This window comes from Microcoleus sp. Z1_B2 (assembly GCF_036700325.1).
Classification (GTDB): domain Bacteria; phylum Cyanobacteriota; class Cyanobacteriia; order Cyanobacteriales; family Microcoleaceae; genus Microcoleus.
The window spans coordinates 29939-51564 of sequence record NZ_JAUBOQ010000035.1 but is presented as its reverse complement, the minus strand read 5'-3'; the positions used below and the strand labels follow the sequence as shown (position 1 = coordinate 51564).

The 21626-nt window shown below is 44.5% G+C and carries 24 protein-coding genes; 20 read left to right on the top strand and 4 right to left on the bottom strand.

Features of this window, described 5'->3' with window-relative positions:
* Positions 1 to 458 precede the first annotated feature (458 nt).
* On the top strand, positions 459 to 2960 hold the full coding sequence (locus tag QT984_RS20290) for a glycosyltransferase family 2 protein (protein ID WP_333209777.1): 2502 nt from the start codon (positions 459 to 461) through the stop codon (positions 2958 to 2960).
* 433 nt (positions 2961 to 3393) lie between these two features.
* Here the strand turns inward: QT984_RS20290 and QT984_RS20285 are convergent, their stop codons facing one another.
* Entirely contained in the window at positions 3394 to 4818 is a 1425-nt protein-coding gene (locus QT984_RS20285; protein WP_333374774.1) for an ABC transporter substrate-binding protein, read from the bottom strand.
* Positions 4819 to 5724: 906 nt separating this feature from the next.
* Between QT984_RS20285 and QT984_RS20280 the strand changes: the two genes are divergently transcribed.
* From QT984_RS20280 to QT984_RS20265, 4 genes are all read left to right on the top strand, one after another.
* Positions 5725 to 6636 (top strand): heme A synthase, encoded by a 912-nt coding sequence (locus tag QT984_RS20280; protein WP_333056707.1) that lies wholly within the window; start codon positions 5725 to 5727, stop codon positions 6634 to 6636.
* 307 nt (positions 6637 to 6943) lie between these two features.
* On the top strand, positions 6944 to 7921 hold the full coding sequence (locus QT984_RS20275) for a heme o synthase (RefSeq protein WP_333231419.1): 978 nt from the start codon (positions 6944 to 6946) through the stop codon (positions 7919 to 7921).
* Positions 7922 to 8165: 244 nt separating this feature from the next.
* Positions 8166 to 8405, top strand: coding sequence for a hypothetical protein (locus tag QT984_RS20270; RefSeq protein WP_333056710.1), 240 nt, complete (start codon positions 8166 to 8168; stop codon positions 8403 to 8405).
* Positions 8402 to 8662: a type II toxin-antitoxin system RelE/ParE family toxin gene (locus QT984_RS20265; protein WP_333056712.1), complete on the top strand. Its 261-nt coding sequence runs from the start codon at positions 8402 to 8404 to the stop codon at positions 8660 to 8662. The genes QT984_RS20270 and QT984_RS20265 overlap by 4 nt, the downstream gene beginning before the upstream one ends.
* A gap of 23 nt (positions 8663 to 8685) precedes the next feature.
* On the opposite strand, the gene QT984_RS20260 is transcribed toward QT984_RS20265, so the two are convergent.
* Positions 8686 to 8988, bottom strand: a complete 303-nt coding sequence (locus tag QT984_RS20260) for a DUF433 domain-containing protein (RefSeq protein WP_333056713.1) — start codon at positions 8986 to 8988, stop codon at positions 8686 to 8688.
* Between the two features lie 121 nt (positions 8989 to 9109).
* Between QT984_RS20260 and QT984_RS20255 the strand changes: the two genes are divergently transcribed.
* The 8 genes from QT984_RS20255 (at position 9110) to QT984_RS20220 (ending at position 13326) form a co-directional block, all read left to right on the top strand.
* The gene (locus tag QT984_RS20255; protein WP_293208071.1) at positions 9110 to 9340 is read left to right on the top strand and encodes a hypothetical protein; all 231 of its coding nucleotides are present in this window, start codon (positions 9110 to 9112) and stop codon (positions 9338 to 9340) included.
* Positions 9337 to 9606: a ParE family toxin-like protein gene (locus tag QT984_RS20250; protein WP_333056714.1), complete on the top strand. Its 270-nt coding sequence runs from the start codon at positions 9337 to 9339 to the stop codon at positions 9604 to 9606. Before QT984_RS20255 ends, QT984_RS20250 begins: the two co-directional genes overlap by 4 nt.
* A gap of 173 nt (positions 9607 to 9779) precedes the next feature.
* Entirely contained in the window at positions 9780 to 10802 is a 1023-nt protein-coding gene (locus QT984_RS20245; protein ID WP_333259083.1) for a DUF559 domain-containing protein, read from the top strand.
* Positions 10803 to 10835: 33 nt separating this feature from the next.
* Complete coding sequence (locus QT984_RS20240) at positions 10836 to 11042, top strand: hypothetical protein (protein WP_333056716.1); 207 nt, start codon at positions 10836 to 10838, stop codon at positions 11040 to 11042.
* Between the two features lie 163 nt (positions 11043 to 11205).
* Positions 11206 to 11445 carry a hypothetical protein gene (locus QT984_RS20235; RefSeq protein ID WP_333056717.1) on the top strand — a complete coding sequence of 80 codons (240 nt, stop codon included), beginning with the start codon at positions 11206 to 11208 and terminating at the stop codon, positions 11443 to 11445.
* Complete coding sequence (locus tag QT984_RS20230) at positions 11442 to 11693, top strand: hypothetical protein (protein WP_333056718.1); 252 nt, start codon at positions 11442 to 11444, stop codon at positions 11691 to 11693. The genes QT984_RS20235 and QT984_RS20230 overlap by 4 nt, the downstream gene beginning before the upstream one ends.
* Positions 11694 to 11711: 18 nt before the next feature.
* Positions 11712 to 12404: an SRPBCC family protein gene (locus QT984_RS20225; protein WP_333209783.1), complete on the top strand. Its 693-nt coding sequence runs from the start codon at positions 11712 to 11714 to the stop codon at positions 12402 to 12404.
* A gap of 547 nt (positions 12405 to 12951) precedes the next feature.
* Positions 12952 to 13326 carry a signal peptidase I gene (locus tag QT984_RS20220; protein ID WP_333209785.1) on the top strand — a complete coding sequence of 125 codons (375 nt, stop codon included), beginning with the start codon at positions 12952 to 12954 and terminating at the stop codon, positions 13324 to 13326.
* On the opposite strand, the gene galK is transcribed toward QT984_RS20220, so the two are convergent.
* Complete coding sequence (gene galK / locus QT984_RS20215) at positions 13316 to 14395, bottom strand: galactokinase (RefSeq protein WP_333056721.1); 1080 nt, start codon at positions 14393 to 14395, stop codon at positions 13316 to 13318. The genes QT984_RS20220 and galK overlap by 11 nt on opposite strands.
* A gap of 378 nt (positions 14396 to 14773) precedes the next feature.
* Here galK and rsmA point away from each other — a divergent pair, with 378 nt between their 5' ends.
* Positions 14774 to 15595, top strand: coding sequence for a 16S rRNA (adenine(1518)-N(6)/adenine(1519)-N(6))-dimethyltransferase RsmA (gene rsmA / locus QT984_RS20210; RefSeq protein WP_333209787.1), 822 nt, complete (start codon positions 14774 to 14776; stop codon positions 15593 to 15595).
* 121 nt (positions 15596 to 15716) lie between these two features.
* Here the strand turns inward: rsmA and QT984_RS20205 are convergent, their stop codons facing one another.
* Positions 15717 to 17243, bottom strand: a complete 1527-nt coding sequence (locus QT984_RS20205; protein WP_333231428.1) for an ATP-binding protein — start codon at positions 17241 to 17243, stop codon at positions 15717 to 15719.
* 90 nt (positions 17244 to 17333) lie between these two features.
* On the opposite strand from QT984_RS20205, the gene ispE reads away from it, so the two are divergent.
* The 6 genes from ispE (at position 17334) to QT984_RS20175 (ending at position 21597) form a co-directional block, all read left to right on the top strand.
* Positions 17334 to 18311: a 4-(cytidine 5'-diphospho)-2-C-methyl-D-erythritol kinase gene (gene ispE, locus QT984_RS20200; RefSeq protein ID WP_333270841.1), complete on the top strand. Its 978-nt coding sequence runs from the start codon at positions 17334 to 17336 to the stop codon at positions 18309 to 18311.
* A 183-nt stretch (positions 18312 to 18494) separates the two neighbouring features.
* On the top strand, positions 18495 to 18848 hold the full coding sequence (locus QT984_RS20195; RefSeq protein WP_333374770.1) for a DUF3082 domain-containing protein: 354 nt from the start codon (positions 18495 to 18497) through the stop codon (positions 18846 to 18848).
* Positions 18849 to 18923: 75 nt separating this feature from the next.
* Positions 18924 to 19550, top strand: a complete 627-nt coding sequence (locus QT984_RS20190; protein ID WP_333209794.1) for a DUF488 domain-containing protein — start codon at positions 18924 to 18926, stop codon at positions 19548 to 19550.
* The gene (locus tag QT984_RS20185) at positions 19528 to 19980 is read left to right on the top strand and encodes a DUF488 domain-containing protein (RefSeq protein WP_333056729.1); all 453 of its coding nucleotides are present in this window, start codon (positions 19528 to 19530) and stop codon (positions 19978 to 19980) included. Before QT984_RS20190 ends, QT984_RS20185 begins: the two co-directional genes overlap by 23 nt.
* 72 nt (positions 19981 to 20052) lie before the next feature.
* Positions 20053 to 20733: a dual OB domain-containing protein gene (locus tag QT984_RS20180; protein WP_333270843.1), complete on the top strand. Its 681-nt coding sequence runs from the start codon at positions 20053 to 20055 to the stop codon at positions 20731 to 20733.
* A gap of 105 nt (positions 20734 to 20838) precedes the next feature.
* Positions 20839 to 21597, top strand: coding sequence for a hypothetical protein (locus tag QT984_RS20175; protein ID WP_333056732.1), 759 nt, complete (start codon positions 20839 to 20841; stop codon positions 21595 to 21597).
* Positions 21598 to 21626 lie beyond the last annotated feature (29 nt).

The window sequence follows — 21626 nt, the reverse complement described above, 5'->3', positions numbered from 1 at the left end:
GCAGAATTTTTAGTAAGATTTTTATGGGCGGCGTCGCAGAAACGGCCCCCAAGAAATATTTTTTATTATGGAACAGGCCGGAAAGCCTGTTACGGACATTGCTGAAATCCTTGCCGAATATTGCTTCTGACCGAAAGCATCCAGGATACAAGCCCCCCAATTTATCCGGGGGGTCAATGCTTCAATTCTTTAATCTAAAATCTAAAATCTAAAATCGATTGACTTCTCTCCTCGGTAACTAAAGCCTTCTTCCTTCTTCCTTCTGCTATATTTGGCCAGGTTTGGACTCGCTTAGCAGTTTGGCAACAGCAAGCAAGATGAATTATCATACAAGGGTCAGAATGTTAAAAAATGTAAAAATAGTAATTGGGGAGTGTCGGAATTTTCAACTGAAGTAAAAAGTGGACAGCAGGAAACCCTTACTGTGGCATGCACGATCGGGACTTTAAAATTATTTTATGACAACTTCAAGATTTGATTTTCAAGACTTGAAACGCCGCTTTGGGCGGATTTCGCGGGTGCAGACGGCAACGCTAGTCGTGTTGGGGGTGGTTGCTTTCGCAGGTGCGATCGCCGCAGCCTGGTTTGGCAGTGAAGGTACAGTCAGCGGTATTTTTGCCACAATTAACATTTGGCAGCAAAACCCGCCTGTGTGGCTGCAAGTGCCTGCTACGAGCAAGATGTATTTGTTACTGCCGACTTTTATGCTGGTTTCGACCGCTTTAGCTGCAATTAAAATTTCGCCTCAACCGCAGAAATGGTCGCGCGCTGTGGTAGTTGCAATAGTTCTGGCTTTAACGATTCGCTACGTTTTATGGCGATCGCTCGCTACTCTAAATTTAACCGATCCCCTCAACGGTATCTTTAGTTTGGGGCTGTTTTTCCTAGAAATGTTACTGGTTTTTAACAGCAGTATTCAATTGTATTTAATGCTGAGAATGAAAGACCGGCGTCGAGAAGCCGATCGCATGGCAGTTGCAGTGGAAGCTGGAAACTTCACCCCGCCCGTAGATATTTTTATCCCAACTTACAACGAACCGGCTTTCATTTTACGGCGCAGTGTAATCGGCTGTCAAGCCTTAGATTATCCCAACAAAAAAGTATATTTGCTCGACGATACCAAGCGGCCTGAAATCAAGTTGCTGGCAAAAGAACTGGGATGCGAGTATATAACCAGACCCGATAATATTCACGCCAAAGCTGGAAACATCAATCATGCCACAGCCCTAACAAATGGAGAACTAATTGTAGTTTTCGATGCAGATTTTATTCCCACTAAAAACTTTTTAACTCGCACAGTTGGATTTTTTCAAAATCCCGAGATCGCCCTCGTTCAAACACCGCAAAGCTTTTACAATCACGACCCCATCTCCCGGAATTTAGGTTTAGAAAATGTGCTCGCGCCGGAAGAAGAAATCTTTTATCGGCAAATTGAAATCATCAAAGACAGCGCCGACAGCGTAGTTTGTTGCGGTACATCTTTTGTTGTGAGGCGAAGTGCTTTAGAAGCAGCGGGAGGCTTGGTCACAGATTCAATCTGCGAAGATTATTTTACCGGAATTCGGCTGTCAGCAACCGGATATCGCTTAGTTTATTTAGATGAAAAATTGAGTGCTGGTTTGGCGGCTGAAAGTATAGAGGCTCATCTAAATCAAAGGCTACGCTGGGCGCGAGGCACGCTTCAGGCATTTTTTATTGATTCCAATCCTTTAACAATTCGCGGTCTCAGATTCGTACAAAGGCTGTCTCATTTGGAAGGATTGTTGCACTGGTTTACCAGTTTAACCAAGGTTTTATATCTGTTGATACCTTTAGCTTATTCATTTTTTGGCATAATTCCTTTGCGGGCAAGTGCGCGGGAATTGCTGTACTTTTTCCTGCCTTACTATTTGGTGCAACTGACTGTGTTTTCTTGGCTGAACCGCAGATCGGGATCGGCTTTGCTTTCGGATATTTATTCGTTCGTCCAGTGTATTCCTTTAGCGGTGACGGTGGTGAGTTCCATGCTGAATCCGTTTGGGAAAGGGTTTCAGGTGACGCCAAAAGGAATGGCGAGCGATCGCTTTCGTTTTAATTGGAATTTGGGATGGCCTTTGATTGTCTTGTTCGCAGCTACAGCAGTCAGTTTGTGGCACAATTTCAACATTAATTTAGTTAAAAATGTTGGCACCGTACAGTCAATATCAGAAAGTGCAGATTTGTCAAAAAGCCTGGGTTGGGGATGGATTTGGAGCGCGTACAACCTGCTGATGCTGGGGATTGCCTTGCTGATTTTGGTGGATATTCCTAAGCCGGACATTTACGAATGGTTCAATTTACGCAGGGTTGTACAACTGAATATTGGCGGTCAAAGTTTTTGGGGTGTAACCACTGTAATTTCGGAAAGTGGCGCGGAAGTTGCTTTGACACAGTGGCCAAGTTTTGCGGTGAAAAATAAAGGCAGTAAAGAGAGTTTTACAGCAGCAGACATTTTGCCAAAATATGCCGTTCCGACAACTTTATCCCAGGGTAAAATAAAAGCGCTCCCTCGCAGTGCGACAGTCAAAGCAAGGAGATATGTAGGGCCGTCTGTTGTTGAGTTTGGCACTGAGCGTCCTTTGGCAAAAGGTTTGATTGATTGCGATTCGGCGACTTTGGAAATTATGGAAGAGAACTGTTTTATTCCTGTGGCTAAGATTGAGTTGGTGAGCGATAAATCTCAGTGGGAGTCGAGTTTTCGGGATGAAAAAGAGTGCAGTTTTGCGGAATTTCCCACTGTGCGAATTGCGTTCGATCGCCTGAACATTAGCCAGCACCGCTGTTTGATCGAAATGCTGTACTGTCGCCCGGGCCAGTGGCAGCGCCAGGAAACTCCCGGAGAATGGCGATCGTTGTGGCTGTTGTTGAGAATTGCTTTGAAACCGAGGGCTGTTTTTGAGAGGAATAGGGCAGTTAGGGCGATCGCAGTTTCGCAACTTTAGATCGAGTTTCCATCCCGCGCGGCTTGCACCAAACCTTTATCGCGCTAACAAAAAATCCCATCAAGCTGCCCCCGCCAAGGAAGAATGGTAGATTTTATAGCAACCGCCAAGACGGTTAGGACTTGTTAGGAATGAGAATTAAATAACTTAGAATTTTGATGGTTCTTGTGGGATGGGCGTCCCGCCCGTCCAGAAAGGGCGGGCGGGACGCCCAACTCACAAACTTGTGTAAATTATTTAATTCGCGATCCTTAATGGCTGACACGATTGATTTTATTGCTTCTTCCTTCTTCCTTCTGCTAAGCTGTTGCGCGTTTAAATTGCATATTCGGGACGGGCTCGCGTGCCCATCCCACAATAATTTGAGTGATTTTTGACACACAATTTAAATGGAGAACAGCTTATACATAGACAAATGACCAGAACTTGTTTTTTAATTAATCGGCACAAATTCGTAACCGTAACTGGTGCGATTTCCGGGTTTAACAGTTACTAATTGAACTGCGCGATTACGATCGCCCGAAGGTAAAAACCGAATCGGGCCCGATGCTCCTTTTGCCGAAAAATCTGAAGCCGATAACGCTTGTTGAATGCCTGTACGAGTCGGATTGCGCTCTAAACCGGCAATTAACGCGATCGTCGCATCGTAGGCTAAAGCTGTGCGCCAACTTACTTCAGCATTCCAAAGTTGTTTGGATGTTTGGGGAAAGTTGGACTGCGGATCTGCGAGAATGTGCCAAGGAACAGCCAGCACCATATCTGTTGCTCCTGCGCCACCTATTTGCAGTGTTTTAGCAGTATAAGCACCGTCTCCCGCTAGTAATGGCAGCCGTTTGGCGTTTACTTGCACTACTTGCAAAGCTTGGTCGATCGTGGTTGAATCGGATGCTAACAGAATCACTTCTGCTCCTTGGGCGATCGCACTTTTAACACTATCAGCGGCATTAAAATTGCCCTTAGCAAAGTCAAATTCTGATACTATTTGTCCGCCATCTCCGTAAACTGCAGTAGTGAATTCATCTTTTAAAGATTTGCTGTAACTGCTGGCAGAATTAAAAAATACAGCAGCTTTTTGCTTTTGCAATTTTCCCACCATATAGCGCGAAAGAGCATTAGCCGCAAACCGATCGCTCGGCACAGTCCGAAATGTATTTTTGGCAGATCCTGAGAGCTGCACAGACGTACTTGTGGGAGAAATTGCTACTAATTGTTTTTGCTGGTAAATCTTGCTGGCTGCTAGCGTTGTATCTGAACCAAAATGCCCGATTACTCCTATAATCTCCGAATTATTTGCTAAAGCAGTAGCAATTTGGGCAGCCATTTCTTGGTTGTTGTCATCCTTAGCAATTAGCACTTTTAATGGAGTCCCGCTAACGCCGCCTCTTTGGTTGATTTCATTTTGAGCTTGAGCTACGCCCCGCAGAATTTCTAGAGCCGCATTGATATCGCCTCCAATGGGAACTGCGGCGGCAATTGTGTAGGATTTCCGATCGCCGATGCGGGCGTTGTTGAGGTAAATTAAGGCTTCGGGATCGTTGCGATTGGTTTTCAGCGAAGCTTGTAAGTCGGAAATAGCTGCGTTATAGTTGCCAGATGCGATCGCCTGTACTGCTGCTTGTTTAGTTGTTGTGGCTTGCTCTGGAATTAACACTTTTTGTCCGGCACTCAGACGCTGCTCAATTGCCTGATCTGACTGCGACGAATTAGTCGGAGGCTTGGGAAATGTCGGATTTTGGGGTGATAAACCCCCGACATTGATGCCGCCTCGGCTTGTCAGCCACCAAATACCTGCACCGGCTAGTCCGATCGTAATTAGGAGGGATAAGATGAGAACAGCAGTTTCATTTTTTTGTGACATAATTTTACATTTTTAGATTTTTGAAATAACGAAGTCATTAGTCATTGTCATTAGTTATTAGGAGCAAGTAAAAAACCTTGATCGAGGAGAAAAAGTGATTTTAACTTGGCGATCCCGAATTGATGTATGGTGCGTCAGATAGGGTAATTTTATCTATCAATTGATGCTTTCGGAGCTGAGGCACCATGCAAGCCTAAAATCCAGTAGTCACTACTCCCTTATTATATGCGATCGCCCGGACATGATATAATTCAGTAACATTGGCCTAGTAAAAATAGCGCTCGCACTGTTTAGTCTGAATGCCTTCAAGGTGGTTCCACCAGAAAAGTGCAGGAATTTTTATAAGTTACCGATTCAAAGATTAGTGAACCCTACCCTGCAAGAGCGCCACTTCCTCCATTCCCAATTTAGTTAAGCAGGCAAGAAATGATAACTGGTGGATTAGATAAAACGCTGAGTGTTGGAACTGAATTATACAATCTAAGGTGAGTAAACCTGAGAACTACCTTGAAAAACACCTAGGGGGTAACTCTTGAGTCCTGTATTTAGTTACAAATTTTTACGTTAAAGTTGGATATATATCATAAACCTTTGAAAAAAAGCTTTTCTTAATCATATCTTTATTTTTCTCCGCGAGGGGGACAGGGAGGGAGGCTGTAACAGCAAAGGGTTCGGTAAAATAATTAAAGTTTGTTGAAATTTATAAAAATAGCTGCAATACTTTGTAATGTAAAGAGGAAAGTTGAAAAATATCTAAAGACAAACTAATTGGATTGCGATGTCGCTAAGGTAGTATATATGACGGTTTGTCACAGAAAAAGAGTGTTAAGCTCCGCTAAGCTCAGCAAAAGTAAAAGCTCGCTATTTCATTAAGTTCGATCGATAACAAAGGCTAAGGTAAAGTTCATGGCAAACTCAGTTTTAAATCAGCCAAAAGCAGCAGGAGTGCAGTGGCAGCCAAAAGATATTATCCGCGGCTTAGTGTGGAAAATTGCGATCGCAACCTGGCTGTTAATGGCAGTAGGCAGCGCCACGCGAGTCATGAATGCGGGGCTCGCTTGCCCCGACTGGCCGCTGTGCTACGGTCAATTAATACCTGCAGCGCAAATGAATTTGCAGGTATTTCTGGAATGGTTTCACCGATTGGACGCAGCAGCGATTGGCCTGAGCGCGATCGCACTTTTAGGACTATCTTTGTTTTACCGCAGCCGCCTGCCAAAATGGCTGCCTTGGGCGAGCGCCGGAGCACTATTTTTAATCGTTTTTCAAGGCGTATTGGGCGGCTTGACAGTAACACAACTGCTGAGATTTGACATCGTTACCGCTCACTTGGGAACAGCTTTACTATTTTTTGGCGCCCTGCTAGTCATCGGTTTCATGCTGACTCCCTACCAAGCTACAGGAAATGTCGGCAAATTAGCTTGGGTAAGTTCGATCGCAGCATTGTTAGTTTACCTGCAAAGTTTGCTAGGAGCATTAGTAGGCTCTAGATGGGCACTGCACCAATGTTTGGACTCCTCAGAATTGTGCTCGGTAATGAACAGCCACATCGCCGGTATCGTACCAGCTACAGCAGCGACTTTAGCAGTAGCAGTCATGGCTTGGCGGCAGCCTGCACTGAGTCCAAATTTGCGAAAACTGGCTAACTGGGCGAGTGTTTGCCTAATGGCTCAATTAGTTCTGGGATTAGCAACATTCCGGCTGCACCTTCAGGTAGAACCGCTGACAGTCGCCCACCAAGCAGTCGGTGCTGCTTTGCTGGGAACCCTGATAGCTTTTAGTGTTTTAGCTTGGCGCGATCGAGTTTTATCAGCTTGAGAGTAATATTATGTCCGGTAGCATCGTTATTATTATAATCCAAGGTCTTGTAGGGGCGGGTTCACCATCATTCTCGATAAAAGCCAACAGTTTCCTAAACCCGCCCCGCCCAGACAAGCACCAATCAACCGGACACTCTCTAAAACGCAGATTTATCTATTCCTTGAGTAAGAGAGGGCTGATTTATCTCTCGTCGGTGGGGGCGGGTTTATTAATCCTTTTAGCTACGGCAGATATCTCTCGTAAAACCCGCCCCTACGAACCAATGACAACTAACTGACAACTGAAAACTAACAACTAATAACCGATGCAAGAAGTTCTTACAAACAATAGCCCCCGTCTCCACGAAAACTTTTCGCAAGTCGTGAAAAGTTACTATCAACTAACAAAACCCAGAATTATTTTACTGCTGCTAATCACGACATCAGCAGGAATGTGGATGGCGGCCAAAGGAGAAGTAGATCCGCTATTACTGGTATCAACTATTACTGGAGGCGCTTTAGCTTCTGCGTCGGCGAATACGATTAATTGTGTCTACGACAGCGACATCGATTATATCATGGAGCGCACCCGGTGGCGGCCGATTCCTTCGGGGCGTGTCAAGAAGCGGGATGCTTTGATATTTGCGATCGCCCTAGCTACAATATCCTTTACATTGCTCACAGTTGTTGCCAACTTATTAGCGGCATTGCTAGCAATGTCAGGCATCCTTTTCTATGTCCTAATTTACACCCACTGGCTGAAGCGTCACAGCGTGCAAAACATCGTCATCGGCGGTGCAGCAGGGGCGATTCCGCCGCTAGTTGGGTGGGCTGCGGTGACAGGAGATTTGAGTTGGGGTGCGTGGCTGCTGTTTGGGATAATATTCCTGTGGACACCGCCGCATTTTTGGGCATTAGCAATGATGATTCGCGATGAATACAAGGAAGTAGGCGTGCCCATGTTACCTGTAATTGAGGGCGACGAAGAGACAGCCCGCCAAATTTGGATTTACACGCTATTGATGATTCCTGCAACTTTGCTGCTAGTTTATCCCCTGAATTTAGCCGGCGCGGTGTATGCGGGAACAGCTATTTTCCTCGGTGCTATTTTTGCCCAAAAAGCTTGGTTGCTGTTGCAGACTCCAGAGGATAAGATTGTTGCGCGATCGCTCTTCAAATACTCTATTCTGTACCTGATGCTATTGTGCGCGGGAATAGTGGTTGACAGTTTGCCTGTGACTCATAATTTGACTACTGCTCTTTTACAAAATGTGCAAACTTTGATGAGTGCGGTTGTAATGTAGTAATCAGTTAAATTGCCATGATTAAAATGAAGCCCGCATCTTGCGGGTTTTGTTTATGGTAAAATAGCAATAGTCATTCTTCCATCTGCGTAAATCTGCGTAAATCTGCTTTAATCTGCGGTAAAAAAAAGAGCGAAAGAACATGACAGAAACCATTTAGCTAAATATAAAATCACATTCCAGCTACTTTGAGCATCTTGAATAAATATACTAAGTGTAAAATTAAAGTAGGAGGAAAGTTCTGATGGCTGAGAATACTGTGAAAGTAGACATCTCATTTCAATCACTGCTGGAAGCTATTTCGTCACTGGGAATTGCTGAAAGATACAAGATATGGGAATTTTTGGAAGCTGAATTATTCCCGGATGAGGACGATTATCCAGAAGATATTGCCGAAATTGAAGCGGCCCGTGCTGATTACAAAGCTGGAGATTACACAACTTTCGATCGATATATGGCCGGGCGGGCAAATAAATCGACATGACTTACACTATCCTTACCCCTAAAGCTGTACAAAAGCAGCTAGATGCCCTGCCCAATGATGTCTACGATCGTATCGCTGTCAAGATTTTGCAACTTGCCGAAAACCCGCGCCCAGATGGGGTGGTCAAGCTCAAAGGTGCTGACAATGAGTACCGTATTCGGATCGGTGATTATCGCGTTCGTTATGAAATCGGCGATGAAGAACTAATCATTCTCCTATTACAATGCAAACATCGGAAAGATGTTTACAAAGCATGATGTTTCTTCACCTACTATCTCACTCATGCTTCTTTACCAAAGTTGCTGTACAAAGCTTCAAGACGCTTGGCTTCTGCTGCTTGATGGAGCAAATCAGTTTCAATTTCTGCGGTGTTGGCATGATAGTAAGTTAATGCGGCGTAGACTTCGGCGAGGGTGAGATGAGAAATGCGATCGCAAATCTCTTCAGCATTCAATCCTCGCTTGTACCAGGTTACAATCCGGCGAACGGTAACACCTTTACCGAGGATGTGGGGACATCCACCGTGCAGTTCGGGAGTGCGTGTAATGAGCGTACCAATGTCAATAGATACTGCTGTGGTCATAAACTATGGAAGTTTGAAGGGACTGATCTCTATTACAGCATAGCGATCGCAGAATTATATCGCGGTGTGAATTTCGATCGATAAATGAAGTAAGCTAGAGATACAGGTTTCAAACAAAATCATGACTGAACTCCTTCAACAGGCGATCGCCCAAATCCAAAAACTCCCACCCGATCGGCAAGATGCGATCGCGGCTCGGTTTTTGGCAGAGTTGCAGGACGAGCAAAAATGGGAAACTCGTTTTGCTGACACGACAGACGATCAATGGGATCAGATGGCTGCAATGGTACGTCAAGAAATTGCGGGAGGAGAAACGGTTCCACTTGATGAGGTTTTCCCAACACAAAAATGAAATCAAGTGTTACAAAGTCATTTCGCACGCGGCTAGAGAGTCTTCCTGCATCAGTTCAGGAACAAGCCGATAAAGCTTATGCCCTTTGGCAGGATGATCCTTATCATCCAAGTCTTCAGTTCAAGCGAGTCAGTCAGAAGCAACCGATTTATTCTGCTCGTATCAGTATCAATTATCGTGTTTTAGGTTTATTGGAAGCCGATCGTATTTACTGGTACTGGATTGGTGTACACGACGAGTACGATGAATTGCTGAAACGGATGTAGTTTAAGGCGATCGAATTCGTCAACCCCCCGCTACCGTAAATGGCGATCGCAGAATTATATCGCGGTGTGAGTTTTGGGCGATAAATGAAGTAAGCTAGAGACAAAGGTTTCAAAATAATTGTTAAATTTATTGCAGTAAGCAAGCGATGAGATTGTCCTAATGAGACTATTTTATGATGACACCAAATGTTGAAATTTTGAAAACAGAGTTCCGTGAATTCTGTGTAGATAATTTGGTGGTACGTAACATCAATGATATTTTTACTGCTGCTGGAATTGCACAGGGAAAATCCGAGAAGAATTCAAGTGGAACTCGTAGATCACTTGTTGAAGATTATTATGCTTCCCTAAATTGGGAAAGTATGGAGTCGATCCGAAAGTTTGTGAAAGTTTTAGAAAACACATTACTTATAAGTTGGATTAGTGAGGAGAGGAAACAAGAATTACGCTTGCTTTGTGAAAAGCACGGTTTTACAGTAGACAAGAATGGTTATAGAGTTTACCCTGCCAATCTGGGGGTAGGTAACAACGTTAAGAATTTGATTTTTGCAGCGACTGGATCAAAGCCAGAAATCATCTTCTCTGATTCAGTCAGCAACGATATTGAGATAGTCAAAAATGCGGATTATTGTCTCATATACGATCGTCCAATCAAGTCACACGGTCTTCTTTGGAAGGAGCTTGTTGATTGGTGGAGGGAGAGAGAACAACTAAATAACGAATCAGATAGAGAGGTCGGCCGAAAACTATATTCTCGTTTGGATAAATCATTTAGTTCTCAGCCGGAGAAGTTATTTTGGAGAAGTTATTTTAAGAAGTTTTATGAGTCATTCAACGAGAAACTTCCGGCTCTAGTCCCACAAGTTTATTTGCACTATGACCCGTATACACTTAAGCAGTTGCAAGCTCGGCGTCGCTTGGTGCGCCAAAGAATGGATTTTTTGTTTCTGCTATCAGATCGAATAAGGATAGTAATAGAAATTGACGGGAAGCAGCATTATGCTGAAGAAGATACAGCCAGTCCAAGGCTATATTCTGAAATGGTTGCTGAAGATAGACGGCTAAAGCTATGTGGTTATGAAGTGTATCGATTTGGAGGTTATGAACTTAATAACGAAAGTGAAGCGGAAATAATAGTAGAGCATTTTCTGGTCAACCTATTCAAACGTCACGATCTGATAGCACACGCAACCTAACAACGTTCAAATTCCAACCTAAAGGTGAATGCCATGCAAGCCAAACTTCAAGAACAACTTTCTCCTGCTGATGCCGAAGTTATTTTGGGACGTTTGCCAGAACGAATTAAAGCAGCTCTAATCGCGCGTGCTGCGGAAATTGAATATCCGATCGAAGCGCTGATCGAAATGGCGATCGCCAGTTTTCTCGACACAGAAGCATTAGGTTTCGTAGATTGCAAACCAGGACGCGGGCAGTAAAAGCGACAAGAGCTTTAAACCCCCGTTTTAGTTCGGAGATGAAATGCTCTACAGCAGGCGATCATTACTTTAGGCAGACGCAGGAGCCCCGCCAGGAAAGATACATTTTAAAGAATCTGTTGTTTTCATTACACAACCCCTTATTAGAAAAAGAGTTTCAGCGGTGAACTTAATATCTGCAGAGGAACTCAAAGCACTGGTACAACAATCTCCGGGATTGTGCGTATCAATTTATATGCCAGTCGCTCAAGGAACAGAAACTCAACAAAATCCGATTCGGTTCAAAAATTTAATCAGAGAGGCTGAACAAAAAATAGTAGAGTACGGATTTGACAAGAAAGAAGCGGTGGGATTGCTAGAGCCAGTCCGAGCAGAAGCAGCGATAAAATTTCTGCTGATTTGAAAGAAGCTGTTTCGGCTGCTTATTTTGGACGGGTCGATCGACTATTTGTGGCTCTTGGCGTTCAGCAGTGGGGTAGTTTTATTCCCGATACAAACGCGGTGCAAGTCCACCCAGATGCAGAATTGGGCGACGAAGATTTGTTGAATGCCGCAGCAATTCAAACTATTCTCAACGGCGGAACTGTTTACGCGATGCCGCCGGAACAAGTGCCGGACGAGGCACCTTTAGCTGCTATTTTTCGCTATTAATTCACGAGGTTTAAACCAATGGAATCTACTTCAATGACAAATTCTGACAAACAAAACCAAAGTAGCAGCGGCGATACCGAACGCTGGGCATCTTTAATTGGTGGCGGGGCGCTGGTGCTTTTTGGTTTGTCGCAGCGTTCTTTGAGAGGTGCTTTGCTGGCGGTTGCGGGTGGTGGTTTAGCGGCGCGCGGTCTGGGGGTTGTGGAGGGTTTGCAGTCGGCCGCAGATCCGAATCAAAGCATTAAAGTTGAAAAGACGGTGACGATCGACAAACCGGCTGAGGAATTGTACCGTTTATGGCGCAATTTTGAAAATTTGCCTCGGTTTATGAAGCATCTCAAACACGTTACGGTAATCGATGAAACACGTTCTCACTGGATTGCTAGCGCGCCGATGGGCAATAGTGTGGAATGGGATGCAGAGATTGTCCGCGAAGAAGAAAATCGCTTAATTGCTTGGGCGTCTGTGGAAGGGGCTGATGTTGACAATTCGGGTTTTGTGCGCTTTCAAGCGGCACCAGCGGGACGCGGTACTGAGGTAAAAGTTGTCATCGAATACAACCCTCCGGGCGGTGCAATTGGTGCTGGTGCTGCTAAACTATTTGGCGAAGCTCCCGAACAGCAAATTGCAGATGATTTACGTCGCTTTAAGCAGTTGATGGAAGCTGGGGAAATAGCGACTACGGAAGGTCAACCTTCGGGCCGCAAGTAAGTATCGCACTTTTGGTGGTAAGCCCTTGTAGGAACACGGCGACTGTAGGGACTTAGGACAAGCCCATAGGTGTTCAACTTAAGCTTTTTGTCCACCAGTCCTCCCGCCCACACCTTAGTCCGCCAGGGAATGAATTCCCTGTCTCATAGCGAAAGTCCTCTCAAAGAGGACTGAAAAACTCATTAGTCCTCTTTGAGACGACTTTAGCTTTGAGGCAGGGGTTTCAACCCCTGTCGGACTATCGGTTGTACGTTAAGTTGACACCTATGGACTGTTGGAGTTAGTCCGCCAGGGAATGAATTCCCTGTCTCATAGCGAAAGTCCTCTCAAAGAGGACTGAAAAACTCATTAGTCGTCTTCAGACGACTTTAGCTTTGAGGCAGGGGTTTCAACCCCTGTCGGACTGTGGGACTATCGGTTGTACGTTAAGTTGACACCTCTGGACTCTTGGAGTGTCCCTACGACACGAGCGATCGTGCGGGATGTCCTTGAGTACCAAACGTAGAGTTGGTGCTCTCAAGCTATTTGTTGTTTACCGGATTAGCTGATGTCATCTCAAGTGGTTTTCGGAAATGCGGGCGCTGAAGGGGCAAGTCGGGGCGGTTGGTTTGCGGGTCACTTTATGACGCCGGAAGATGACCCGCGATCGACTTCTGTATTAGAGGTAAAATGGGGCACTCACCCCGCCGGAGATTGTAGGACTCAGTGGGCGGTAAATGCACAAGCCACGACGCTTTCTATCCTGGTAAAAGGCCGGTTTCGCCTGCAATTTCCAGAGCAAGAAATCTTGCTGTCTCGCGAAGGAGATTATGCTCTCTGGCGGCCGGGAGTGCCTCATTATTGGTCTGCGGAGGAGGATTCGGTAATCGTGACTGTGCGGTGGCCTTCCCTACCGGGAGATAGTTCTGGAGTTAAGAATTAACTGGAATTTCGGGAACCAAAACGCGGCCGCTATAACCCGCGCGCTGGTAGCGATCGATCGCCTCGGATGCAATAACACCCGCTTTCCCACTCTCCACCAAGGCTACGCAAGCACCGCCAAAACCTCCGCCCGTCAGCCTTGCGCCGAAGACTCCGGGGATTGACTGCAAGATGGCCGCCAGCGTGTCTACTGCCGGCACCGAAACTTCGTAGTCGTCGCGCTGACTGGCGTGGGAAGCATTCATTAACTCGCCAAAACGTTTGGCTGACAAAGATTTTACTGCTTCTAGCACGCGGTTGTTTTCGGTAACGACGTGGCGCGCTCGTCTTCTCAGAGGTTCCGGTAATACTTCGACAGCTTGGGGATCGGTTATATCCCTAAGAGCTTTAACTCCCAATATCCGGGCGGATTCCTCACACTCGGCGCGCCGCTGGTTGTAGCCGCTTCCGGCTGCTAGTTGGTGGCTTTCGCCACTGTCAATTATTAAAATTTCTGTGTTTGCGGGAAAAGGTATCGGGCGGCATTCGAGGCTGCGGGTGTCGATTAATAGCATGGTGTTGGTGTCTGCTAAACTCGACGCCATTTGATCCATGATCCCACAGTTCAAGCCGGCATATCGGATTTCGGCTAGCTGTCCGATTTGAGCTAGGCGCACGTCGTCTATGGGGAGGTTCAGCAGGGCGCGCACTCCTCTGAGGGTTGCTATTTCTAAAGCGGCGCTGCTGGACAAACCGGCTCCGATCGGCACAGTCGAGGTAATGTAGAGATTTATTGGCGGTATTTTGTATCCTTCTTTTTCTAAAAGTCTGAGGCAGCCACAGATATAAGTGACAAATTTTTGCGGTATGGTATCGTCGTCTGAATAATTTATCAGTTCGTCATATTCTGCTGAATAAAAATGGTGGCGATCGTCGCTGCTGAAACCGATTTGTACTGTGGTGCGCTGGGGAATCGCTGTTGGAAGTACAAATCCATCGTTGTAGTCTGTGTGTTCGCCCAGCAGGTTTACTCTGCCGGGGGCGCTGGCTGTGGTTTTGGGTAATGTACCAAATACTCGTTGGAATTTCATTTTTGGGGAAGTGGTAATTGGTTGTTGGTTATTTGTTATTGGTTATAGCAATCCTAAATCATTTGTAAATTTCTTACTCCCTCCCCTTGATAAGGGGAGGGTTGGGGTGGGGTAAAAAAATTACGACTCCTGCAAAAATTGCTATATTTGTTATTGGTTATTTGGAAAAACAGCTATCCGTGTATGCGTGACTTACGTGTTGTGCTGTTGGTAATTGGGAAGAAATAAATTGATTTTTTATCGTTTGTCCTTATTATAGTGCCCAAGTTTTTTGGTTAATTCAACCCCTGTTAACAAAAATAAACATGACCGTAGGTTAGGAAAAGATATAGACCTGTGATAGAATGACAGGCTAAGATTTCTCCAAAAATTCAAAAAATGCGATCGACCAGACCCCGGAAACAGTTTGCTCAACATTGGCTCAAAAGCGAGAAAGCCTTAGATAAGATTGTGAAAGCGGCTTCTTTGGATGGCGATCGCGTCCTGGAAATTGGGCCGGGCACGGGGATTTTGACTCGACGCTTGCTACCTGCGGCTGAGTCTGTTGTTGCTGTGGAGATCGATCGAGATTTGTGTCTCAAGCTAGCCAAACAACTCGGCAAAACCGACAATTTTTTATTGCTGCAAGGCGACATCCTGGAAATGGACTTAGAGGCTGAACTAACAGCCTTTCCCAAATTCCAAAATCCCAATAAAGTTGTTGCCAATATCCCTTATAATATTACCGGCCCGATTCTGCAAAAACTGCTGGGAACAATCTCTGTTCCTGCTGCTAAACCCTTCGATGCGATCGTGCTGTTAGTGCAGAAAGAAGTGGCCCAAAGGCTTTACGCTAAACCGGGTTCGACAGCTTTTGGCGCGCTGTCGGTGCGGGTGCAGTATTTAGCAGAATGCGAGTTAATTTGCGATGTGCCGTCTAAAGACTTTTTTCCGCCGCCAAAAGTCGATTCTGCCGTGGTGCGGCTGCTTCCCAGACAGATAGAAACTCCGGCGGTTAATCCGCGCTATTTGGAGAATTTAGTTAAGTTGGGATTTGGTAGCAAGCGCAAGATGCTGCGAAATAATTTGAAAGGGGCTGTGGATTTAGATAAACTCGTTCAATTGCTAGAAGAGTTACAGATAAATCCTCAATCTCGCGCTGAAGATTTAAGCGTGGAGCAATGGGTAAAGTTGAGCAATAATCTTATGTGCGAGGTTTGAAGTTCAGGATTGTGTTAGATACCCGAATGCTTAAATAATTCGGATATCGGGGTATTTCTTAAGTATTTTTTGGTCTGAATACTAATAGTTGAATTTAGGTTTTATGGAAATTTTTAAAGGCTTATTGTAGGCTAATCGGAATTTGAATAATAAATTCTGCACCTTTCCCCGGTGCAGAAATACACTGCAATTCGCCTTTATGCCTTATTGTGATAATTTGATAGCCAATAGATAATCCTAATCCCGTGCCTTTGCCTACTGGTTTAGTGGTAAAAAATGGATTGAATAACTGGTTTTTCACCGATTCGATTATTTCTGGCCCGTTGTTGCTAATTCGGATTTCTACCAATTCACTGTCTGAAAGTTGGGTAGAAATTTTGATGAGGCGGCTATCAGCTTCATTGGCTGCAATCGACTCGCTGTGGCTGTCCTCTTCTAAAGCATCAATAGCATTAGCCAGGATATTCATAAACACTTGATTTAGCTGTCCGGGGTAGCACTCGATTCGGGGTAAATTGCCATATTGTTTGATAACTTGAATATTCGCCAAACCGGGCTTAGCATTCAATCTGCTTTGCAAAATCATCAGTGTGCTGTCAATTCCTTCGTGAACATCGGCTAATTTCATATCGGCTTCGTCATGGCGCGAAAAAACTCGCAGCGACTTGACAATACCGAGAATGCGCTCGGCCCCGTTTTTCATAGAAATTAATATTTTTGGTAGATCATAGATAATAAAATCTAAATCTACAGACTGGAGTTTTTCTTTAAGTGTGGGTAAGGGATTCGGATACTGTTTTTGATAGATATTCACCAATTCTAGCAAACTATCGGCATACTCGCGAGCGTGAGTAACATTCGCGTAAATAAAGTTAATCGGATTGTTGATTTCATGAGCAACCCCAGCGACCAATTGCCCTAAAGATGACATTTTTTCGCTAGGAATTAGCTTTGATTGAGCCTGCTTCAATTCAGACAAGGCTTGTTCGAGCTGTTGAGTTTGAGACTTTAACTCTGCGGTGCGTTCCTCAACTCGAATTTCTAATTCTTCTTTAGCTTTTTTTAGTGCAGCTTCGGCTAATTGGCGATCGACAATTTCAGCTTCTAGGAGTCGGTTGGCCAAGGCTAAATGTTGAGCTTGAGTCTTTAACTCTGCGGTGCGTTCCTCAACTCGAATTTCTAATTCTTCTTTAGCTATTTTTAGTGCAGCTTCGGCTAATTGGCGATCGACAATTTCAGCTTCTAGGAGTCTGTTGGCGGATTCTAACTGTGCGGGACTGGGAAGTGCTAGGGCTTGAGGCATTAAGTCTACCAAAAGTATGGCTGTAGCAAAGGAAATAAGGGCAGTAATTGCTTTCATTGTTCCTGAAAGCCAATAGGTAGGATGCCAAAGTGTCCAGAGTTCAAATATGTGAGTGATGCCACAGGCGACGATAAAGGCTCCAAACAGGGCAAAGATCCAATTAAATGGCAAATCTTCGCGTTTGGAAATAAAATAAACCAATGTAATTGGAATCGAAAAATACGCGAGTGCAATGATAGAATCTGAGGTAAGGTGAAGCCAGACTAACGGGGTATGCCAGAGATAGCAGTGGCCGTGAGGAATAAATGGCCCGGAAGTAAAAAAAGTTTTCCACATTTCCTGCATAATATTTCCTTTGAGTTGTGAGAAAATGGACTCTGACTGGTGTCAATTAATTTCAACCAGGGGTTTCTTTCACCTGCGGCTTAATCACCTATGCGTTCATATTCTCTGCTAGCTTCAGCAAAAATCAATCTGTATCTGGAAATCATAGGCGATCGCCCCGACGGATTCCACGAACTGGCGATGGTACTTCAAAGCATAGATTTAGCCGATCGAATTGACTTGCGCGCGATCGGTACGGACACGATTCGCGTGCGCTGCGATCACCCGCAAGTCCCTCCTGATAAGAATAACCTGGCCTACCGGGCGGCGGATTTGTTGGCGAAGCAATTCCCCGATGCTTTGGCGAAATACGGCGGAGTCGAGATTGCCATTCACAAGCAGATTCCAGTGGCGGCGGGGCTTGCCGGCGGTTCGGCTAATGCGGCTGCGGTTTTAGTCGGGATGGATTTGCTGTGGCAATTGGGACTTACTCAGTCGGAGTTGCAAGAGTTGGGGGGAACTTTGGGTTCGGATGTGCCTTTTTGCATTGCGGGAGGTACGGCTTTGGCAACTGGTCGCGGGGATAAACTGTCGCCGCTGCCTGATTTGGGTGGCTTTTCTGTGGTGTTGGCCAAGTACCGGAATCTCAGTATTTCTACGGCATGGGCGTATCAAACTTATCGCCAGCAGTTCAGTAGTTCCTATTGTGCAGCGGAAGATTTGGAGTGCCGTCGGCAACGGCTGCATTCGGGCCCGATGGTGGGGGCGATCGCCCAAAAAGATCGATCGAAAATTGGTCAATTGCTGCACAACGATTTAGAAAAAGTTGCTTTACCTGTGTACCCGCAGGTGTTGCAGTTGCGGGAGGCTTTTGAGTCGGCGGGGGTTTTGGGAACGATGATGTCGGGTTCCGGGCCGACGGTGTTTGCGCTGGCGGAGTCTTCAGAGCAGGCTCAGCAGGTTGTGGAACGGGTTAAAAGTGCGATCGCTTCTCCAGATTTGGATTTTTGGGTAGCACCGTTTAGCAATACTGGAATTCAGATTTTTTCGCAGGGAAACGAGACGAAACCGCCGATTTCGAGGGTGTAACTCGAAGAGGGTGCGATCGCCATCGCCCGTTAAACCTGTCTAACAGGCGAGGGTAAAGATTAATCTAACTTTTCGCAGAGTCTATTGAGATCGAAGAACTGATAATATGTCATGCAACACCGATTTTAGTTTTGGTGAATTAACCAGAAATCTAAAATCTAAAATCTAAAATCTAAAATCGCCATGACTGATTTAACTAATCCAAATTCTACTTCTAAACCTCTGAGTTCGGCTGAAGATGCAACCTCTGCATCTTCCACGCCGCCGACGATTTTGCGGTGCGTGATTGGTTCGCTGATCGCGGGCGGGTTTGCGGCGGCTTTGTACGCGCTAACTTTGTCTATAGTCCAAACTTTTGCAAATTCCCCGATTCATTCTGACAATGTGACTGCGATTAATATTGGCGCGGCTGTGAGAACTTTAGTTATGGGGATTGTGGCTTTGGGTGCGGGTGTTTTTGCTTTTGCATCTTTGGGTTTGATGCTGCTGGCTGTGCAACTTGTGATTCAAAAGTTGCTAAAGAAACCTACAGCTTGAAGTCTACCAGTTGCCAGAATTTGGCTACACAAACTTTCATCCGCAAGGCAAAGACGGAATAGTAAGATCGAAGCAATGGAATTATTTACGATCGGGCACTCCAATCTGAGTATTGAAGCGTTTGTTTTGCTGCTGCAACAACACGGAATTACGGCGGTTGCGGACGTGCGATCGCATCCTTTTAGCCGCTATTTACCTCATTTTAATAAATCCGAAATTAAAGTTTCTCTGTCAAGTGTTGGCATTCAATATGTTTTTTTAGGCAAAGAGTTGGGCGCGAGACCAGAGGATTTAAGCTGTTATGATACTAGCGGTAAAGCTTTATACGATCGCATAGCAGCAACTCCTCTATTTTCCGAAGGAATTCAGCGGTTGATCCAAGGCGCAGCCAATTATAAAATCAGTTTAATGTGTGCGGAAAAAGACCCGATTACTTGTCATAGGACTATTTTAGTTTGCCAGAAACTCAGAGAATTTAATTTACAAATTCATCACATTCTTTCCGATGGCAATTTAGAATCGCACCAGCATTTAGAAGAAAGACTTTTGAGCAAGTTTAACAAAGGCAAAAAAAATAATGAGCCAATTCAGCTAAGCTTGTTTGAATTAGAGCCTCAAGTTAAAGAGGAAATAGTAGATTTAGAAACAGCTTATTATCGTCACGGGTTGGACATCGCTTATGTCACAAAAGAAAGCAATTAATTTATTTACAATTGGTTTCACTCAAAAAAGTGCGGAGGAGTTTTTTGGGATTTTGATGCAAGCGGGAGTCCGCAGGGTGATAGATACGCGGCTGAATAATGTGTCGCAGTTGGCGGGTTTTGCTAAGCGGAAAGATTTAGAGTATTTTTTGCGAACCATTGGCAATATTGAGTACGTTCACATTCTGGATTTAGCGCCAACTCAAGATATTTTGGATGATTATAAAAAGAAAAAGGGAGATTGGGATGTTTATGAACAGAAGTTTTTGGAGTTGATGGGCGATCGACAAATTGAACACAAGGTTTCATCGGATATTTTAGACTGCGGGTGTCTGCTTTGTAGCGAACCAAAACCTCATAATTGTCACCGCCGCTTAGTTGCTGAATATCTCAGCGAGAAGTGGAAAAATGTCACAATTAATCATCTTTGATTTAGTGAAAAGATTAGATAATGGTGGGATGAATCTAAAATCTAAAATCTAAAATCTAAAATCTAAAATCGAATGACTCGGATAATTTGTCTCGCTAATTCCTGGAAACGCGGCGACAGGTGCATCGCCGGAATTAATGAACTTCAAGGTAAGTGGGTGCGTCCTGTTTCCGACTTACCAGAGGGCAAAATTCCTAAAGAAATGCGGCAGATAAATAGACTTGAACCCGCGTTGTTAGATGTTCTAGAAATTCCTCTGGCCAAGACGGGGCCGGACTTTGGCTTTGAGTGTGAAAATCTTTCTGTTTTACCGGGAAAATGGCGGCAAGTAGGGAAAGTTCCGCCAGCATATTTGCTGAAATATTGCCAGAGTCAAGAATATATTTTGCACAACGATTTGCGATATGTTACGGTGGCATATATGCAGTCTTTGCCAAGGTGCGATCGCCTAACTTTGCAATTAGTCAAAGCAGTAAGATTTACGGTAAAAAAGCTAAGTCAAAGATTTGAAGGTGGTAATAAATGGGAAGGATCTATTGTCACGCAGCATGGTCAAAGATTGACTGCAACAATTACAGATCCGGTGTTTATTAGAAAGTTAGAATTGGGGTATGTACCGCAAAAAGCTTGTTTGGTAACAGTGAGTTTGAGTATGCCTTGGCGGCCCGATGATTGGGAGGGAGATGACCCTTGTTGGAAGTTGATTGCGGGTGTGGTAGAGTTGCCGGAAGATGTTGTTGATGATGAAATTTAGTTTTGACCCAAATGGGCGATCGATTATTTATTTCTTTTTATTTCCCGCAAAAACTCTGTTCATGCTATAATTCTGCGGGACTGTAGCAGAAAGGGGTGCTTTTTGATGAAAGCAGAATTTTATTTTGACTGTCACAAATATATTTGCAGTTTAGTTCAAGTGGATTTTGTCAAAGAATTAAAAATAAAAAATCATCAAGGTTTTGTTTTGGCTGTTAAGCAAGGACAAAAGATTGGACTTTTGGGAAAAAGTCGTCATAATGCTAAACAAGTTGATGTATCTAAGCCACATTTTTATAATGTAATTAAAGCGGCCATGAGCGCTTTGGAATTAGAAACTAAAAATGAGGTTATATTAGAGAGAAATCGAACTATTGCTGATGCCGAAGAAATGATTCAGCAGCAAAACCGAGAAATTCGCGTTCTTAACGAACAGATTAGAATGCTTGGAACTAAGGTTGATGAATTGTCAAGGGAAAAGCAGCAGTTATCCATGCAGCTAGTAGATAAGGAAATCAGAGAAACTGAAATTAGTCAAAAAATTGATGATTTTCCTGCTTGCGAGGAAGATTTAGTGGCGGCGAAAATTGAGCAAGAGATTGGAGAAGTTGAAATTAATGAAAAAATAGAAGAATTGTCGGTTCAAGCTTCTGGGCTAGACGTGCAGTTAATCCCAAATCAACTGAATGCGGAGGAGATTGAGGAAGAGAAAGAAATCAGCAGGGGCAAGGTTGAGACTGTTGATTTAGAAATTATAGAAGAAGTAGAAGAAAATATCAAACAACTAGAAGTTCCAGGAGGCGAAAGTGAAATTAAGCGACTGCCTAAAATAGCGTCTCACAAAAGGATGAGAAAGAAATCTTAATGCTTTAGTTATATAGCAATTCTCGCATC

Excerpts from the sequence above, each read along its gene's own strand:
- QT984_RS20290 (WP_333209777.1), top strand. The coding sequence starts at position 459 with ATGACAACTTCAAGATTTGATTTTCAAGACTTGAAACGCCGCTTTGGG.
- QT984_RS20285 (WP_333374774.1), bottom strand. The coding sequence starts at position 4,818 with ATGTCACAAAAAAATGAAACTGCTGTTCTCATCTTATCCCTCCTAATT.
- QT984_RS20280 (WP_333056707.1), top strand. The coding sequence starts at position 5,725 with ATGGCAAACTCAGTTTTAAATCAGCCAAAAGCAGCAGGAGTGCAGTGG.
- QT984_RS20275 (WP_333231419.1), top strand. The coding sequence starts at position 6,944 with ATGCAAGAAGTTCTTACAAACAATAGCCCCCGTCTCCACGAAAACTTT.
- QT984_RS20270 (WP_333056710.1), top strand. The coding sequence starts at position 8,166 with ATGGCTGAGAATACTGTGAAAGTAGACATCTCATTTCAATCACTGCTG.
- QT984_RS20265 (WP_333056712.1), top strand. The coding sequence starts at position 8,402 with ATGACTTACACTATCCTTACCCCTAAAGCTGTACAAAAGCAGCTAGAT.
- QT984_RS20260 (WP_333056713.1), bottom strand. The coding sequence starts at position 8,988 with ATGACCACAGCAGTATCTATTGACATTGGTACGCTCATTACACGCACT.
- QT984_RS20255 (WP_293208071.1), top strand. The coding sequence starts at position 9,110 with ATGACTGAACTCCTTCAACAGGCGATCGCCCAAATCCAAAAACTCCCA.
- QT984_RS20250 (WP_333056714.1), top strand. The coding sequence starts at position 9,337 with ATGAAATCAAGTGTTACAAAGTCATTTCGCACGCGGCTAGAGAGTCTT.
- QT984_RS20245 (WP_333259083.1), top strand. The coding sequence starts at position 9,780 with ATGATGACACCAAATGTTGAAATTTTGAAAACAGAGTTCCGTGAATTC.
- QT984_RS20240 (WP_333056716.1), top strand. The coding sequence starts at position 10,836 with ATGCAAGCCAAACTTCAAGAACAACTTTCTCCTGCTGATGCCGAAGTT.
- QT984_RS20225 (WP_333209783.1), top strand. The coding sequence starts at position 11,712 with ATGGAATCTACTTCAATGACAAATTCTGACAAACAAAACCAAAGTAGC.
- QT984_RS20220 (WP_333209785.1), top strand. The coding sequence starts at position 12,952 with ATGTCATCTCAAGTGGTTTTCGGAAATGCGGGCGCTGAAGGGGCAAGT.
- galK (WP_333056721.1), bottom strand. The coding sequence starts at position 14,395 with ATGAAATTCCAACGAGTATTTGGTACATTACCCAAAACCACAGCCAGC.
- rsmA (WP_333209787.1), top strand. The coding sequence starts at position 14,774 with ATGCGATCGACCAGACCCCGGAAACAGTTTGCTCAACATTGGCTCAAA.
- QT984_RS20205 (WP_333231428.1), bottom strand. The coding sequence starts at position 17,243 with ATGCAGGAAATGTGGAAAACTTTTTTTACTTCCGGGCCATTTATTCCT.
- ispE (WP_333270841.1), top strand. The coding sequence starts at position 17,334 with ATGCGTTCATATTCTCTGCTAGCTTCAGCAAAAATCAATCTGTATCTG.
- QT984_RS20195 (WP_333374770.1), top strand. The coding sequence starts at position 18,495 with ATGACTGATTTAACTAATCCAAATTCTACTTCTAAACCTCTGAGTTCG.
- QT984_RS20190 (WP_333209794.1), top strand. The coding sequence starts at position 18,924 with ATGGAATTATTTACGATCGGGCACTCCAATCTGAGTATTGAAGCGTTT.
- QT984_RS20185 (WP_333056729.1), top strand. The coding sequence starts at position 19,528 with ATGTCACAAAAGAAAGCAATTAATTTATTTACAATTGGTTTCACTCAA.
- QT984_RS20180 (WP_333270843.1), top strand. The coding sequence starts at position 20,053 with ATGACTCGGATAATTTGTCTCGCTAATTCCTGGAAACGCGGCGACAGG.
- QT984_RS20175 (WP_333056732.1), top strand. The coding sequence starts at position 20,839 with ATGAAAGCAGAATTTTATTTTGACTGTCACAAATATATTTGCAGTTTA.